Raw genomic sequence first — 15024 nt, 5'->3', positions numbered from 1 at the left:
GCCCGGCAGGGTGGCGACCGCCTCGGCCGTGCCGCCCGGCGCCTGCTGCAGGATCGTGAGGGCATCGGTGTGCGCCTCGAGCACGCGGGCGGCCGTGAGGTCGGCCGCCGCCACGGTGGCGAGCGCGTCGAACAGGGCATCGGTGCGGCCGGAGCCGGGGTGCGGCAGGGTCCCGGCCGACGCGACGGCGAACCGGATGGCCCGCTCCGCGTTGCCGTCCACCGCCCAGGCGGCCTCGACGAGGTGGGCCAGCCGCTCGAGATCCTCCGGCGGCCGGGAGCCGCGGCTCCTGCTCACTCCCCCGACGGTCAGCACTGCGGGTGCGGCCGCGGGGCCTGGCTGCGTCGTCATGGCTCTCCCCCTGATCCGGCACGGCGGCAGCCCGGAGCATCCGGGGCCGCGTGGCGATACGTGTCAGATCATCCTGCCAAACATCACACCATGCGACGGCAGGAATCCGTGCCCGACACCTTTCGAAGACGGAAGAACGGGGATACCATCCCCCCATACGGGGGTGTTCCCCGAAGTGTGACCCTGAGGCACCGTTGATAGGGCCCGACCGAGGTCACACCCGAAACACCACCGCATGGGGCGGGCCGTCATCGGGGTGGCCTGCCCCTTCTTCTGCCCATCGGGGCTTCCGCCCCCGTTGAGCCCCGCCCGGCAACTCCGAGGCGAGCGCGGCGGGTGGATGCGCGCGGCGGCGGCTGCGGAGGCGCGGGAGGATGCCGCTCACGGGCGGGCGGGTCACGCGCCGCTATGCGGGTGGCTTGCCACCCGCACAGCGGCGTCTGACCCGCATACCTCAGCCGACGCCGCGAAGCCGCCGTGCCGGGCGCGCCGCCCCCACCCCGCCGCTAGACCGGCACCGCCGCGGTCCCCCGCGTGCGCTCAGTCACCCGCTCGACCCGGCTCTGCACCAGGCGAGCATCCGCCACCGTCACACGGTGCACGGCACCGGTGATGGTGATCTTCGCGAGGGTCTGCTTGTCGGCACAGGAGGCACCCACCCACAGGTCCACCTGGCCGGGCTCGACGATGCGCTCGTGCCGGAGGCCGGTGAACGCCAGCCGGGCCGTCGGAACGGCGAAGCGCACCACGACCTCCTCGCCGGGCTCGAGCGTGACGCGGTGGTAGCCCAGCAGCTGGGCGACCGGCCGGGTGACGCTGGCGTGCACATCCCGCGCATAGAGCTGCACGAGATCGGTGCCGACCCGCTCGCCGGTGTTGCGGATGCGCACACTCGCCGAGAACGTGCCGCCGGTCGCGACCTCGGCGTCGGCCACCAGCCCGGTTCGGTCGAAGGTGGTGTAACTCAGCCCGTGCCCGAACGGAAGCACCGGGGTGCTGTCCACGCTGGTCACGTCAGACGGGCCACCCAGGATCGGGTGCAGGTAGGAGTAGGGCTGCGCCCCGGCAGACCTGGGCAGCGACACGGGCAGGTGCCCGGTCGGCGCGACCGCGCCGGACAGCACCGACGCGATCGCGACTCCGCCCTCTTCACCGGGGAAGAACGCCTGCAGCACCGCCGCGGGCGCGTGCGGGCCGTCGACGGCCCACGCCACCGCATACGGCCGGCCCGTCATCAGCACCATCACCACGGGAGTGCCCGTCGCGACCAGGGCCTCCACGAGTTCACGTTGCACCCCGGGCAGCTCGAGGCTTTCCGCGTCGTTGCCCTCACCCACGGTGCCACGACCGAAGAGGCCGGCCCGGTCGCCCACGACGACCACGGCCACGTCGGCGGCGCGCGCCGTCTCGACGGCGGCGGCGATCGCGGATGCGTCGGACCCCTCCACCTCGCAGCCCGGGGCCCACACGACCTCCGCCGAGGGGAACTCCTGCTGGAGCGCCTCCAGCACCGTGGGCATGGTCAGGTCCGCCGGCACGTCAGGGTGGTGCGCCAGCACGTGGTTCACGAACGAGTAGCAGCCCATCAGGGCCTCGGTCGAGTCGGCGTTCGGGCCGAGCACCGCGATGGTGCCTGGGCCCCGGTCGCCGGCGCCCAGGAGCGGAAGGACGCCGTCGTTAGTCAGCAGGATCAGGGATTCCTCGGCCAGAACCCGCGCCACCCGCCGGTGCTCTGGCGAGTCCAGGTCGATCTCGGTGGGCGCCATGGTGAAGGTCTCATCGAGCAAGCCCAGGTCCTCCTTCTGCGAGAGCACCCGCAGCACGGCCCGGTCGATGAGCGCCTCATCCGTCAGCCCGGCACGCACCCGCTCGGCCAGTGGCGCGAGGAAAGCGTCGCCGGTGGGCAGCTCCACGTCGATCCCCGCGGTCAGGGCGAGTTCCGCGGCCTCACCGCGGTCGGCGGCGACGGCATGCATCAGCTGCAGGAATGCCACCGAGAAGTAGTCGGACACCACGACACCGTCGAAGCCCCACCGGTCGCGGAGGATCTCGGTGAGGTACTCCGGGGTGGCGCCCACGGGTGCGCCGTCGATCTCGGCGTACGAGTTCATCACCGACCGCACCCCGCCGTCGAGCACGGCCATCTCGAACGGGGGCAGGAACACGTCGTTGATCTCCCGCGACCCGGCGTGCACCGGGGCGTGGTTCCGGCCGGCCTGCGTGGCCGAGTAGCCCACGAAGTGCTTGAGGGTGGCGTGCACCCCGGCCGACTGCAGACCGGTGACGTAGGCGGTGCCGATGGTCCCGACCACATAGGGATCTTCGGCGATGCACTCGTCGACCCGGCCCCAGCGGGGGTCGCGGATCACGTCGAGCACCGGGGCGAGCCCCTGGTGGATGCCGAGCTGCTTCATCGATCCGCCGATCAGGCGGCCCATCTCCTGCACCAGGGCGGGATCGAACGCGGCCCCCCAGGCGAGCGGGGTGGGGAACGTCGCGGCCTTCCACGCCGCGAGTCCGGTCAGGCACTCCTCGTGCACGATGGCGGGGATACCGAGCCGGGTCTCTCCGGTGAGGCGGCGTTGCTCCGCCCAGAGCCACTCGGCCCGCTCCACGGGGTCGACCGGCCGGGTGCCGTACACCCGGGTGAGGTGGCCGAGCCCGTGCTGCGTCGCCTCGTCGTATTTCGTCGAGGTGGCCATTTCCCCGGCGAGGGGGGCGACGACCTCACCGCCCTGGTCGACCCAGTAGCCGACGAGCTGGGCGAGCTTTTCTTCGAGGGTCATCCGAGCGTGCAGTTCGCGCACGCGGTCGGATGCCTGGGGCAGTTCTGGGTTAGTCACAACGATCTCTTTCTACTTCTTCAACGTCGACGAATCAGGCTGCGCGTGTCGCGGGCAGCCGATCAACCCTTGACCGCGCCGGTCAGCCCGCCGACGATGCGGCGTTCGAACAGGGCGAAGAACACCAGCGCCGGAATCATGGACAGCGAGGTGAAGGCCAACACCTTTGCGGTATCCACCGAGTACTGCGACGCGAACGATTGCACACCCAGCGGCAGGGTGAACACGGCGTCGTTGTTCAGGATGAACAGGGGCAGCAGGTAGCTGTTCCAGCTGGCGATGAACGCCAGGATTCCCACGGTGATGACGCCGGGCATGGCCAGCGGCACGATCATCCGCCAGAAGAAGCCGAGCCGGCTGCAGCCGTCGATGAACGCGGCCTCCTGGATCTCATCGGGGATGGCCCGGAGGAACGGCACCAGGATGATGATGGTCGTCGGCAACGCGAACGCGATCTGCGGCAGGATGACGCCGCCGAGCGAGTTCATCAGGCCCAGGTTCTTCACCACCAGGTACAGCGGGGTGATGGCCACCGTCATGGGGAACATCAGACCGGCCGCGAAGGTGGCGTAGAGGATGCCCCGGCCGCGGAACTTGTACCGGGCCAGCACGTAGCTGGCCATCAGGCCGAGCACCACGACGCCGAGAGTGGTGGCGAACCCGGCGATCAGGGAGTTGCCCACCAGCCGCCAGAACGTGCCACCGGTCAACACGTCGAGGTAGTTGCCGATGTTCCAGACGCTCGGCCAGCCGGACGGGTCTGTGGTGATCTGGGCGTTGGTGCGGAACCCGCCGATGATGATGAACAGCACCGGGGCGAGCATCAGGCCGATCACCAACACCGCGACGACGTAGGCGACGGGAGTGCCCCAGCGCCGGCTCGTCTTGATCGGGGCCGGCGGGTTGGCCGGCGGCAGCGCCACAGCGGGCGTCGTGAGCGCGGTCATTTGCTCGTCCCCTTCTCGGTGATTGCGCCTTCGGTGTCCCGACTCAGCACGAAGCGCTGATAGATCAGCGCGACGACGAGGGAGATCAGGAAGAGCACGACGGCGACGGCGTTTCCGTATCCGTAGTTGCCGGCGTTCCGGCCGTTGGCGACGAGGTACGTCGCCATGGTCGACGTGCCCGCGGTTGACGCGATGTACTGACCCCAGATGATGTAGACGAGGTCGAAGAGCTGCAGGGCGCCGATGATCGACAGGAACGCCCAAATACGCAGGGTGGGAGCGAGCAGCGGCAGTGTGATGTGCCGTTGGATCTGCCAGAACGAGGCACCGTCGATGGCCGCGGCCTCCGGCAGTTCCTCCGGAATGCCCTGCAGACCGGCGAGGAAGAGGATGACGGCGAAGCCGACGTACTTCCAGGTGATGATCACCATGAGGGTCCAGATGGCGATGTCAGGGTTCGACAGCCAATCCTGGGTGAAAGCGCCCAACCCGAGCTTCTCCAGCATGCCGTTGACCGCGCCGTTGGACTGCAGCATCAGGCTCCAGCCGGTGCCGACGACAACCTCGGAGATCACGTACGGCACGAAGATCAGCACCCGGATGAGGGACTGCCCGCGGAGTTTGCGGTTGAGAAGCAGCGCGAGGAGGATCGCGACCGGCCCCTGGAGCACGAGGGAGAGAACGACGATGACGCCGTTGTGGGTGAGGGCTTCCTGGAACGTGGGGTCCTGGAGGATCGTGACGTAGTTGCGGAACCCGACGAAGTCGGTCGGCGGGCCGTAGCCCTGCCAGCTGAAGAAGCCGTAGTACGCCGCCATAACGACGGGGAAGATCACGAAGCCGAGGAAGACGATGAGAGCGGGACCGACGAGGACCGCGATCTCGACCCTGGCCCCGACCGAACTGCTGCGGCGGCGCCGCACGGGCGGGGCCACGGGCGTGGTGCCCGTGGCCCCACCGCTCGCGAGATCCACCTCTAATCGCGTCGGAGTGTTCTCGCGAACTGACATGAGTGGTGCCTAGGCCTTCTTGGCCGCGTCGTTCACAGCCTGGATCAGCTGCTCCGGGCTGCCCTTGCCCGCCAGCAGGTCGACAACGCCGACGTTCAGCGCGTTTCCGACGTTCTGGCCGTAGACGGTGTCAAGCCACTGCGAGACGTACGGGGCCGCGTTGTAGGCCGCGATGATCTCCTGCAGGTAGGGCTCGGTGACGGCTTCCTGCGCCACGGTGTTCACCGGCGGGGCGTTGAATGCCGCGTAGTACTCCTTCTGCACATCGGCGCTGCCGATGTAGTTGAGGAAGTCGAGGCACTCAGCGGGAGCGTCGACCGAGCAGGAGTAGCCGTCCACGCCACCGAGGATCGAGCCGGGCTCGCCCTCGCCGCCGTCAACCTCGGGGAACGCGAACCAGGACAGGTCGGCCAGCGGCTTCTCATCCGGGGTCAGCGATGCGATCACGCCGGGGTTCCAGGCGCCCATGAGTTCCATCGCTGCCTGGTGGTTGGCCAGGAGGCCGGCGGAGCTGCCGGCGCCCTGCTGGGCGGCGGTGGTCAGGAATCCCTGGTTGTAGGGCTCGGTGGCGGCGAAGCTCTCGAGGTCTTCACCGGCCTTGATCCAGCAGTCATCCGAGAAGTCCTTGGTGTCTGCGGCCTCGGCCAGGACATCGGGGCTGCATTCGCGCAGCGCGAAGAAGTAGAACCAGTGCGCGGCGGGCCAGGCGTCCTTGGCGCCGAGTGCGATCGGGGCGACCCCGGTGGTCTTGAGCTTTTCGACCGCGGTTTCGAGGTCGGTGATCGTGGCCGGCGCTTCGGTGATACCCGCGGCGTCGAAGAGGTCCTGGCTGTAGAAGATGCCGCCGGGGAGCACGGCGACCGGCATCGCGTATACCTTGTCTTCGAGGCTGTTCGCGATGAACGAGCCGTCGGGGATCTCCTCATGCACCTGGTCGGAGATGCCATCGGTGATGTCCATCAGCTGGCCGGCCGCGACCATGGCGGCCATCTTGCCGCCACCGCGCTGCAGGAAGATGTCGGGTGCGTCGCCGGAGTTCAGCGCGGTCTGCAGCTTGCCGTCCAGGTCTTCATTCTGGATCGCCTGCACGTCGATGGTGACGCCGGGGTTGTCGGCCTCGAAGTCGGCGACGGTCTTGTCCCAGAATTCCTGGCCGGGGCCGGTGGTGGAGTTCTGCCAGAGGCTCATCGTGACGTCGCCGCCCGAAGACCCTTCGTTCGAATCGGCGCTGCAGGCGGTGATGCCCAGGGCGCTGAGGCCCAGGACCATCGTTCCCGCGAAGATCCTCTTCGCCGTGGTGGTGTGGTTCACCTTCATTGGTTCAACCTTTTCTCTTCATTGAGGGACACCATCGGTGGTCGATGGTCTTGGTGTGAAGCCGCGCCCTGACGGGCTGCTGTTCGGTTCGGACTCCGACAGGGCTGCCCTGTAGGTTCCGGATGGCCTCAGTGTCACAGCGGAAAAATAGGGTGTCAAACGTTTTCGAAATCATTTTCCAGATCGCCCTATGCTGAACCCATGACTCCCCGTGCCACGATCCACGATGTCGCCGCAGCGGCCGGCGTTTCGGTGGCGACGGTCTCCAAGGCCGTGAACGGGCGGTACGGTATCTCGGCCGCGACCACCGCCAGGGTGCTCGATGTGGTGCAGCAGCTGGGCTATGAGTCCAGCCTCGTGGCCAGCAGCATGCGTTCCCGCCGCACCAGCGTCATCGGCATCCTTGTCGCCGACTTCGAGCCGTTCAGCGCCGAGATCCTGAAGGGCGTCGGCGTGGCCCTGGCGGATTCCCGCTACGACCTGCTCGCCTACAGCGGCTCCAGGCAACGGGAGACCAACGGCTGGGAACGGCGCTCCCTGAGCCGGCTCAGCGGGACGCTGATCGACGGGGCCATCATGGTCACGCCCACCGTCGACACCACCTCAGCGGAAATCCCCGTGGTGGCGATCGACCCGCACACCGGCCGGGCCGACCTCCCCACAGTGGAGTCGGACAGCTTCGGCGGTGCCCTGCAGGCCACCCGTTACCTGATCGAGCTCGGCCATCGCCGGATCGGCTTCCTGGCCGGCCGACCAGACCTCCGCAGCGCCACCCTCCGCGAGGCCGGATACCGGCAGGCCCTCGCGGATGCGGGCATCCAGTTCAACCCCGCCCTGGTTCGGGTCGGGTTGTACAAGCGGGAGACGGCCAAGGCGCCCGCCGCGTCGCTGCTGTCGATGACGGACCGCCCGACGGCGGTGTTCGCCGCGAACGATCTCTCGGCGATCGCGATCATCCAGGTCGCCGCGGAGCTCGGACTCGACGTGCCGCGCGACCTCTCGGTGATCGGTTTCGACGACATTCCAGAGGCCTCCCAGATGAACCCGGCGTTGACCACCATCCGTCAGCCGATGAAGAAACTCGGCGCCACCGCGGCAGGGATGCTCGTCTCGCTGCTGAACGGCGAGATACTGCCGCAGAACCACATCCGGCTGCCGACCGGGCTCGTGCGCCGGGCGACGACGGCGCCGCCCCAGATCTGAGTGCTCGACGTCATGGAGTCCCTGCAACGCGCGGCTTCGGAGGGCCGCCGCGTGGACGTAACAACCGCCGCCGACCGACCTGCCTCCGTACCGCTGACGCCCCGTGCCGAGTGGCTCGGGGCGGTCCAGAAGGGGCGCCGAGTGTGAAACCCGAGGTGGCCGACGTGGAGCTCTGGCATCCCCTCGAGTCGAGCCGTTGCCACCGGCCCGGGCCGTCGGAGCCCCTCGGAGTGGGACCTGACCCGACGCGCTCGCGTCGGTAGCGTGAGCAGCATGTTCGGACGACGCAAGCCACCCCCACGGGAACAGCCCGCAGAGTCGCTCGAAAGCCCCGGCACCCAGGCGCTCATGCGCCATGTGCAATCGCAGCTCGCCGAGAAGCCGCTGCTCGGTGCGCAGATCGCGGGCAAGGAGATCTATCAGAACATCCTCACCATGGTCAAAGACGAACGCGGGGTGCAGATCGAGGTCGTCGCGACAATTCTCGGCGGCCTCGCCGGGCGCGCGTGCCTGATCGCCGGCCTTTCGGGGCAGGCGGGCACCGATCCGACACTCAACAGGCTGACCCTCAACACCATCAGCACCAAGGACGGCGGCACCTACCTTGCCGGCGACGCGATAAACCGGCAGCTCGCCGAGCGCCAGTACTCGGTGTTCGCGCTCATCGTTGGGTACCTGCGAAGCGTGGGAGAGCCGATCCCCGAGGCGCGCGAGTACTTCGTGCACAGCGCGCAGTCGTTGGGTGGGCCGGCCTTCGGGGTGCCGCGTTTCGCTCCCGGGACGGGAGTCCCCTCCACGCCTCTCGAGTACGCCGACGCACTGTGGCCCAACGTCAGCGGCTCGCTGCGACGCTACGCTCCCGACCCGCAGCTCTGGCCGACGTCGTACGGCATAGCTATCCAGCTGATGCTCGAGATGGCCAAGACTTCTGGCCTCGACCTCCAGGTGCTCGTGCGCGTCGTCATGGACAGCGCACTCGCCGTCTCCAAGGTCCCGCTGAAAGTACCTGCCGCGTAAGGCAGCGCCCGCCTGGGATCCGCCGCGGTACCGGACGAAACGCCTGCGGATCGCGGGTTCTGTGGCGGGCTCCCTGGCTGCTGCTGCGAGAATGCGCGAAAAGAAGAAAGGCCCCGTGACCGGACAAATTCCTGGTCAAAGGGCCTTTATGTGTAGCGGGAGCGGGAATTGAACCCGCGACACCACGATTATGAGCCGTGTGCTCTAACCAACTGAGCTACCCCGCCTTAGACCTTCAGAGCCTAGCTCTCAAGCCTGAGCCCCCTGTGGGAATCGGACCCACTACCTCTTCCTTACCAAGGAAGTGCTCTACCAATGAGCTAAGGGGGCAAAACCTCAAACATCTGAAGCTGAACCGTGCTTTTGGCAACCGGTAAACATTATCACCTCGCGAGACCCCTCGGTGACACAGCGGGGCCATCCGGGGCAATTATGACGCCGGGCAGCATCCAGGCCGTGAAGGATGCGCCCGTGGCGACCAGCCGGACCCCGGTGTCGGAGACCGTGCAGACAGCCGTTCCGGCCTCGGGCGGCAGCTCGCCGGCGCGGCCGCCGACCGGCAGCACCCAGTCGGGCAGGGTCACCTCTGCGGCGGCCCGGGTGGCCAACAGCAGCACCGACTCGTGCCCGGTCTCCCGCGCGTAAACGAGCGCGTCATCGCCCACGTGCAGCCAGCGCAGTCCGCCGGTGCTGAGTGCCTCGTGGGCACGGCGCAGGCCGATCAGTGACGCGTACAGGTCGATGGTCGCGGCGACGGGCGGCTCGGCCGCGCTGGGCCACGGCATCGGGGTGCGGGAGTGTTCGCCGTCGACGCCGGTCAGGCCGAATTCGTCGCCGGCGAAGACCACCGGGATGCCCGGCAGGGTCACCGAGAGGCCCAGGGCCACCGGCACTGCGTCGGCGTCGGCGTGGGTGCGGAACCTGGCCGTGTCGTGGGTGTCGAGGGCGTTCATGGTGGCCAGCCGGGTGCGCCACGGGAACCCGGCGGCGAAGCGGGTGTGCGCCCGGTGGAACTGCTCGCCGGTGTGCGCCGGGATACTGCCCAGCGGCAGCCCGAAGAAGGAGGGCACCGGGTCGGGCCGGCACAGCCACGACCACAGCGGCCGGGTGAAGTTGGCGTAGGTCATCGCACCGTGCCAGGCGTCGCCCTGGAAGTCGACGGAGGCGTCGTTGGTGAATTCGCCCAGCAGGATCGTGTCGGGGTTCACCTCGATCATGGTGCGGCGGATGGCCTGGCGCACCTCGGCGTTGAGGTCTTCGTCGCCGAGTCGGCCGGTCATGTTCGCCACGTCGATGCGCCAGCCGTCCAGATGGAATGGCGGCTTGAGCCATTTGGCCACCACCGAGTCGGGCCCGTCGATGAACCGACGGCGGAGCTCGGTGGAGGCCCAGTTGAACTTGGGCAGCTCTGGCACCCCCAGCCAGGACTGGTAGTCGCGCTGCTCGGGGTCGAGCCAGTAGTAGAAGGCGCTCTCCGGAGCCGCCGGGGTGTGGTGCGCGGCCTGGAACCACTCGTGGCCGTGGCCGGAGTGGTTGGCGGTGAGGTCGCCGATCACCCGCAACCCGCGGGCGTGCGCGGCTTCGACGAGCCGGATCAGGGCCGCGTCGCCGCCCAGCTGCGGGTCGACCTCGGTGAAGCTGGCCGCGTCATAGCGGTGGTTGGAGCGGCCGGGGAACACCGGCGTGAGGTAGAGCAGGGTCACACCGAGACGCTCGAGGTGGTCGAGGTGCTCGGTGATGCCGTCGAGGTCGCCGCCGTAGAACTGGTGCGAACGGCCTGGCGGGAGCTGGTCGACGGCGTCGTTCCACTCGGCCGGAATCGCCCAGTCCGGCGCCTCGCGGTGATCGGCGGCGGCGGACCGCGCGAACCGGTCGGGGAAGACCTGGTACATGATGCTGGTCGCCGCCCAGTCCGGCGGGGCCGGGTGGGCGACGAGCTTGAAGTCCTCGGAGTCGAGGGTTTCAATGTCGTGCAGACCGCTGGCGTTCAGCCACCAGTGGCCGCCGTCGGCCATGCCGAGCAGAAACCTGTAGCCGTGCACCGGGTTCTCCACCACCAGGTCCGCGGCCCACCAGGCGTAGCCGTGGTCCGGCGCGCCGGCGCCCCCGAGCCGCCGGGCGTCCTCGAAGCGCGGTTCCCGGTCGGGGTTGGCCCGGGTACGCACCGTCGCCACGTCCCCGAAGGCGGTCGGGATGCGCAGCCGCACGGTGACGGTGTCGCCGAGGGCCGGCGCCTGGGTTGAGACGTAGAGCGGCGAGCCATCATGGTGCGGAAGGGCGAAGAGCGGCTTGGGGCTGTGCGGGAGCAGGTGGTGCGAGAGCGGCTGGTGCGGGAGCATCCGGCGGTTACTTGACCGATCCGGCCGTCAGGCCGCCGACGATGTACTTCTGCAACCAGAGGAACAGCGCCATCACGGGCAGGGCCGCGAGCACCGCGCCGGCCGCGAAGACCGAGTAGTTGCTCGAGAACTCCTGCGAGACGAACTGGTAGAGGCCCACCGCGAGGGTCTGCTTCTCGGGCGTGATCAGCACGATGCTGGCGATCACGAACTCGTTGGTGGTGCCCACGAACGACAGCAGTCCGACCACGGCGAGGATGGGCGCGACCAGGCGCAGGATGATGGTGAAGAAGATCCGGGCGTGGCCGGCGCCGTCGAGCTTGGCGGCCTCGTCGATGGAGGCCGGGATCGTGTTGAAGAACCCGTACATCAGGTAGGTGTTCACGCCGAGCGCGCCGCCGAGGTACACCATGATCAGGCCGATCTGGGTGTCCAGGCCGATGGCCGGGAAGATGTCGGAGATGCCGTTGAGCAGCAGGAAGATCGCCACCACGGCGAGCAGCTGCGGGAACATCTGCACGAGCACCAGCATCAGCAGGCCCGCCCGGCGGCCGGTGAAACGCATCCGCGAGAACGAGTATGCGGCCAGCGCGCCGAGAAACACGGTGCCGGCGGAGGTGATGCCGCCGATCAGCAGGGTGTTGCCGTACCAGGCCGCGTACGGCTGCTGCGGCAGGTTGAACAGGGTGACGTAACTGCCCAGGTCCACCTCGCTGAACAGGCCGTTGGCGGTGATCAGGGTGCCGCCGGGGTGCAGCGACGCGGAGAGCACGTAGAGCAGCGGGAAGGCGGAGAAGACCACCATGACAGCGCCGACCAGGTGGCGCCAGCCGGTGGCGCGGAACCACCGGCCGAAGTTGAAGGGCTGCTTGACGGGGATGTATTCCTGGTTGTCCGGGGCTGCGATGTTCGGGGCGATGGTCATCTCAGTTCAACTCCTCTAGCGCCTTGGTCTGTTTGAAGCTGATGATCGACACGAGGGCGACGAGCACGAAGATCAGGATCGAGAAGGCGCTCGCGAGTCCGTAGTCCCGGTTGGCGCCGACGAACGCAACCTTGTAGACCATCGAGATGAGGATGTCGGTGGCTCCGACGTTCACCCCCGCTGTCACGTCTCGCGGCCCACCGTTGGTGAGCATGTAGATGAGGTTGAAGTTGTTGAAGTTGAATGCGAACGAGGCGATCAACAACGGGGAGACCGAGACGAGCAGCAGCGGCAGCTTGATCAGCCTGAACACCTGCCAGGGCTTGGCGCCGTCGACGGTGGCCGCTTCCTGCAGTTCGTCGGGGATGGATTGCAGTGCTCCGGTGCAGACCAGGAACATGTAGGGGAAGCCCAGCCAGAGGTTCACGAAGATGATGCTGAACTTCGCCAGCCACTCGTTGGTGAGCCAGGGAATCTCCGCCCCGCCGAACAGGACCTGGTTGATGAAGCCGAACTGCGGGTTGAGCATGCCCGCCCAGACCAGTGCCGAGAGGAAGGCGGGGAAGGCGTAGGGCAGGATCATGACGACGCGGTAGACGTTGCGGCCGCGCATCCGCAGGTCGTTGAACACGATCGCCAGGAACAGGCCGAGGGCGAAGGTGGTGGCCACCGACAGGAACGCGAAGGCGAAGGTCCACAGGGTCACGCTGATCAGCGGACCGCGGATGGAGTCGGTGCCGAATGCCTTGGCGAAGTTGGCCAGGCCCACTTCCACCTTCCAGCCGGGCTGCAGGTCGGCGCCGTCTTCGGCGATGAACGAGCCCTGGGAGGGGTCTTCGGTGTAGACGACACCGGTGCTGGCGTCGGTCATGGTGCCGGCCGCCTCGTCGTAGACGAGGTCGGAGAGGTAGAGGTAGGCGGCGGAGCCGTCCGGGGTGCGCAGGCTGCCGTCGTTGGGGTCGTCGGAGACGGGGACCGCGAGAGCGGCGATGGCCTCCTGGTTGTTCACGATGTCGGAGAAGTTCAGCGTGGTGTAGCCGGGCAGGGCGATGGCCTGGCCGGAGGCATCCGTCTCGGCATCCGAGACGCGCTCAAGGGGCGCGTCCGGGTTGCCGACGCTGATCTCGCCGTCGGGGTCGGTGACCAGGAAGCTGTAGGCGCCGGCCTGTTCGAGCACGGTGACGGCGTAGCTGGGTGAGTCCGGCACGCGTTCCTGCGAGGAGAGGATCAGCGAGTTGACCGCGTCTTCTTTGGTGCTGTTGTGGCCCGTGCCGTAGTTGGTGAAGGCGATGTAGCCGGAGTAGCCGATGACGAAGATCTGGAAGATGATCAGGAAGATCAGACCCGGCGTGAGGTATTTGGCCGGGAGGCCCTTGGCGCGGAAGTAAATCCCGTTGACGACGATGGTGACCAGCAGCACGAGGCTGAAGACCAGCCAGTCCTGCTTGATGAAGAGCACGAAGAGCGCGTAGACGCTGATCGCGTCGACGATGCCGAGCAGCAGTACCTTGACCAGCAGCACCTTGATGCCCGCGGATGCGGCTTCGGCGATGCGGCCCGCCTGCCGGGATTTCTTGGCGGCGACGATCTGGGCCCGATCGCGCTCGGTTCCGGGGGTAGTCATCATTGTCTGCTCTCTAGCCGCCAGGCGGTGATCGTGCGGGTGCTGCGTGCGGATGGTGCGGTGCGCCCGACCCGGTGGGGCCGGGCGCACTCGGTGGTGCTGGTTATTCGATGGCGGAGGCGATGTCCGCGGTCATCTTCTGCCACAGCTGCACCGGGTCACCCTGGTTGCTGATGATCGCAGCCTCGGTGACGCCCCAGAACTGCCAGACCTTGCCCATCTGCGGGATGTTGGGCATCGGCACGGCGGTGGCGCCGACGGCGCCGAATCCGGCGGTGATGGGGTCGGAACTGGCGGCCTCGAACGCGGCGGTCAGTGCCGGCGGACGTCCACCGACCTCGTAGAGTGCGGTCTGCACGTCTTCGCTGCCGATGTAGTTCACCAGGAACTCGTTCGCCGCGATGGCGTTCTTGGTCTTGGCGCTCACCATGAAGCCCGCCACGCCCACGAAGGGCTGGGCAGCCTGGCCACCGGCCGACGGCACGGCGTCAACGGACACGTCGATGCCGGCAGCCTGGGCGTCCGGCACGTTCCACGGTCCGGTCAGAAGGAACGGCGAGGCACCGGCGTAGAACTTCTCCTTGGCGATGTCGCCCGTGAGGTTCACGCTCATGCGGCCTGCCGCACCCTCGGCGGCGAGCCAGGTGGCGAAGGCCTCTCCGCCGGCGTTGCCGACGGTGAGGTCATCGGGGTTGTAGCTGCCGTCGGCATTGGTGCCGAACACCGGGGCCCCGAAGGAGGTCTGGAACGGGTACAGGTGGTACGGGTCGGCCTCGGGGCCGATCTGTACCAGGTAGGGGAATTCGGTTCCCGCGGCGACGCCGGCGGCGGTCATCTCGTCGAAGGTGGCCGGGGCGGTGGGGGCCAGCGCGGTGTTGCGCAGCAGGGCGATGTTCTCGATGGAGTACGGAACGCCGTAGGTCGTGCCCTCGTAGCTCATGGCGGTGACGGCGACCTGCTGGTAGTCGGCCGCGGTGTCGCCGAGCTCGACGGGCTGCACAACGCCGTTGCTGACGAAGTTACCGAGCCAGTCGTGCGCGGCGACGGTGATGTCCGGCCCCTTGCCGGTGGGGACCTGGGCGATGAACTCTTCCTGGATCTTCGCGAAGTCCTTCTGCACCAGCTTGACCTCGACGCCGGACTCCTTGGTGAAGGCCGCGGCGGCGTCCTTCAGCACGGCGGCGCGGTCGGCGTCCACCCACACTGTCAGGGCGCTGGAGTCGGCCTCCGACGAGGTGTCGCCCGAGTTCGAACCGGCCGAGCAGCCGGCCAGGGCCAGGGACGCTGCGACGGCAATTGCGCCGGCGGCCAGCAGGCCATTCTTCTTCACCATCATTGGTGTGCCTTTCATAATCAACATTGACATTTTGTGCAAGCGGTTACATGTATACCTGCCATTTCCTCGATTGGCAACCCAGTGTGTGGTTATCGACAGCTCTGATGCCACA

The 15024-nt window shown here is 67.9% G+C and carries 10 protein-coding genes, 2 tRNA genes and 1 pseudogene; 2 read left to right on the top strand and 11 right to left on the bottom strand.

The features are described 5' to 3' along the window. From E3O57_RS11105 to E3O57_RS11085, 5 genes and pseudogenes are all read right to left on the bottom strand, one after another. Nucleotides 1-351: pseudogene (locus E3O57_RS11105) on the bottom strand (hypothetical protein); the annotation flags it as partial. A gap of 506 nt (nt 352-857) precedes the next feature. After that, complete coding sequence (locus E3O57_RS11100) at nt 858-3137, bottom strand: beta-glucosidase (protein WP_103478493.1); 2280 nt, start codon at nt 3135-3137, stop codon at nt 858-860. Between the two features lie 119 nt (nt 3138-3256). Beyond that, a complete protein-coding gene (locus E3O57_RS11095; RefSeq protein ID WP_088454998.1) occupies nt 3257-4141 on the bottom strand; it encodes a carbohydrate ABC transporter permease in 885 nt (294 codons plus the stop codon). Next, nucleotides 4138-5151: a carbohydrate ABC transporter permease gene (locus tag E3O57_RS11090; RefSeq protein WP_088454997.1), complete on the bottom strand. Its 1014-nt coding sequence runs from the start codon at nt 5149-5151 to the stop codon at nt 4138-4140. The genes E3O57_RS11095 and E3O57_RS11090 overlap by 4 nt, the downstream gene beginning before the upstream one ends. A 9-nt stretch (nt 5152-5160) precedes the next feature. Continuing rightward, a complete protein-coding gene (locus E3O57_RS11085; protein ID WP_165787846.1) occupies nt 5161-6420 on the bottom strand; it encodes an extracellular solute-binding protein in 1260 nt (419 codons plus the stop codon). A 249-nt stretch (nt 6421-6669) separates the two neighbouring features. Between E3O57_RS11085 and E3O57_RS11080 the strand changes: the two genes are divergently transcribed. Continuing rightward, nucleotides 6670-7671: a LacI family DNA-binding transcriptional regulator gene (locus E3O57_RS11080; RefSeq protein ID WP_103460550.1), complete on the top strand. Its 1002-nt coding sequence runs from the start codon at nt 6670-6672 to the stop codon at nt 7669-7671. A 273-nt stretch (nt 7672-7944) separates the two neighbouring features. Further along, nucleotides 7945-8688, top strand: coding sequence for a hypothetical protein (locus E3O57_RS11075; RefSeq protein WP_133159695.1), 744 nt, complete (start codon nt 7945-7947; stop codon nt 8686-8688). A 153-nt stretch (nt 8689-8841) separates the two neighbouring features. Here the strand turns inward: E3O57_RS11075 and E3O57_RS11070 are convergent. From E3O57_RS11070 to E3O57_RS11045, 6 genes are all read right to left on the bottom strand, one after another. After that, nucleotides 8842-8915: transfer RNA gene (locus E3O57_RS11070), tRNA-Met, on the bottom strand. Between the two features lie 31 nt (nt 8916-8946). Next, nucleotides 8947-9018, bottom strand: a tRNA-Thr gene (locus E3O57_RS11065). Between the two features lie 53 nt (nt 9019-9071). Continuing rightward, a complete protein-coding gene (locus E3O57_RS11060; RefSeq protein WP_103478482.1) occupies nt 9072-11027 on the bottom strand; it encodes a glycoside hydrolase family 13 protein in 1956 nt (651 codons plus the stop codon). Nucleotides 11028-11034: 7 nt separating this feature from the next. Further along, nucleotides 11035-11952 carry a sugar ABC transporter permease gene (locus tag E3O57_RS11055; protein WP_088454992.1) on the bottom strand — a complete coding sequence of 306 codons (918 nt, stop codon included), beginning with the start codon at nt 11950-11952 and terminating at the stop codon, nt 11035-11037. Nucleotide 11953: 1 nt separating this feature from the next. Beyond that, complete coding sequence (locus E3O57_RS11050) at nt 11954-13579, bottom strand: ABC transporter permease subunit (protein WP_088454991.1); 1626 nt, start codon at nt 13577-13579, stop codon at nt 11954-11956. A 100-nt stretch (nt 13580-13679) separates the two neighbouring features. Further along, on the bottom strand, nt 13680-14912 hold the full coding sequence (locus E3O57_RS11045) for a maltose ABC transporter substrate-binding protein (protein ID WP_088454990.1): 1233 nt from the start codon (nt 14910-14912) through the stop codon (nt 13680-13682). Nucleotides 14913-15024 lie beyond the last annotated feature (112 nt).

The organism is Cryobacterium sp. TMN-39-2, from assembly GCF_004402745.1.
GTDB classification, from domain to species: domain Bacteria; phylum Actinomycetota; class Actinomycetes; order Actinomycetales; family Microbacteriaceae; genus Cryobacterium; species Cryobacterium zongtaii.
The sequence above is the reverse complement of the archived record's forward strand: the minus strand, read 5'-3'. Positions and strand labels throughout refer to the sequence as shown.

Coding starts and splice junctions, on each gene's coding strand:
- E3O57_RS11095 (WP_088454998.1), bottom strand. CDS start 4,141: ATGACCGCGCTCACGACGCCCGCTGTGGCGCTGCCGCCGGCCAACCCG.
- E3O57_RS11085 (WP_165787846.1), bottom strand. CDS start 6,420: ATGGTCCTGGGCCTCAGCGCCCTGGGCATCACCGCCTGCAGCGCCGAT.
- E3O57_RS11060 (WP_103478482.1), bottom strand. CDS start 11,027: ATGCTCCCGCACCAGCCGCTCTCGCACCACCTGCTCCCGCACAGCCCC.
- E3O57_RS11080 (WP_103460550.1), top strand. CDS start 6,670: ATGACTCCCCGTGCCACGATCCACGATGTCGCCGCAGCGGCCGGCGTT.
- E3O57_RS11055 (WP_088454992.1), bottom strand. CDS start 11,952: ATGACCATCGCCCCGAACATCGCAGCCCCGGACAACCAGGAATACATC.
- E3O57_RS11075 (WP_133159695.1), top strand. CDS start 7,945: ATGTTCGGACGACGCAAGCCACCCCCACGGGAACAGCCCGCAGAGTCG.
- E3O57_RS11050 (WP_088454991.1), bottom strand. CDS start 13,579: ATGATGACTACCCCCGGAACCGAGCGCGATCGGGCCCAGATCGTCGCC.
- E3O57_RS11100 (WP_103478493.1), bottom strand. CDS start 3,137: ATGACCCTCGAAGAAAAGCTCGCCCAGCTCGTCGGCTACTGGGTCGAC.
- E3O57_RS11045 (WP_088454990.1), bottom strand. CDS start 14,912: ATGATGGTGAAGAAGAATGGCCTGCTGGCCGCCGGCGCAATTGCCGTC.
- E3O57_RS11090 (WP_088454997.1), bottom strand. CDS start 5,151: ATGTCAGTTCGCGAGAACACTCCGACGCGATTAGAGGTGGATCTCGCG.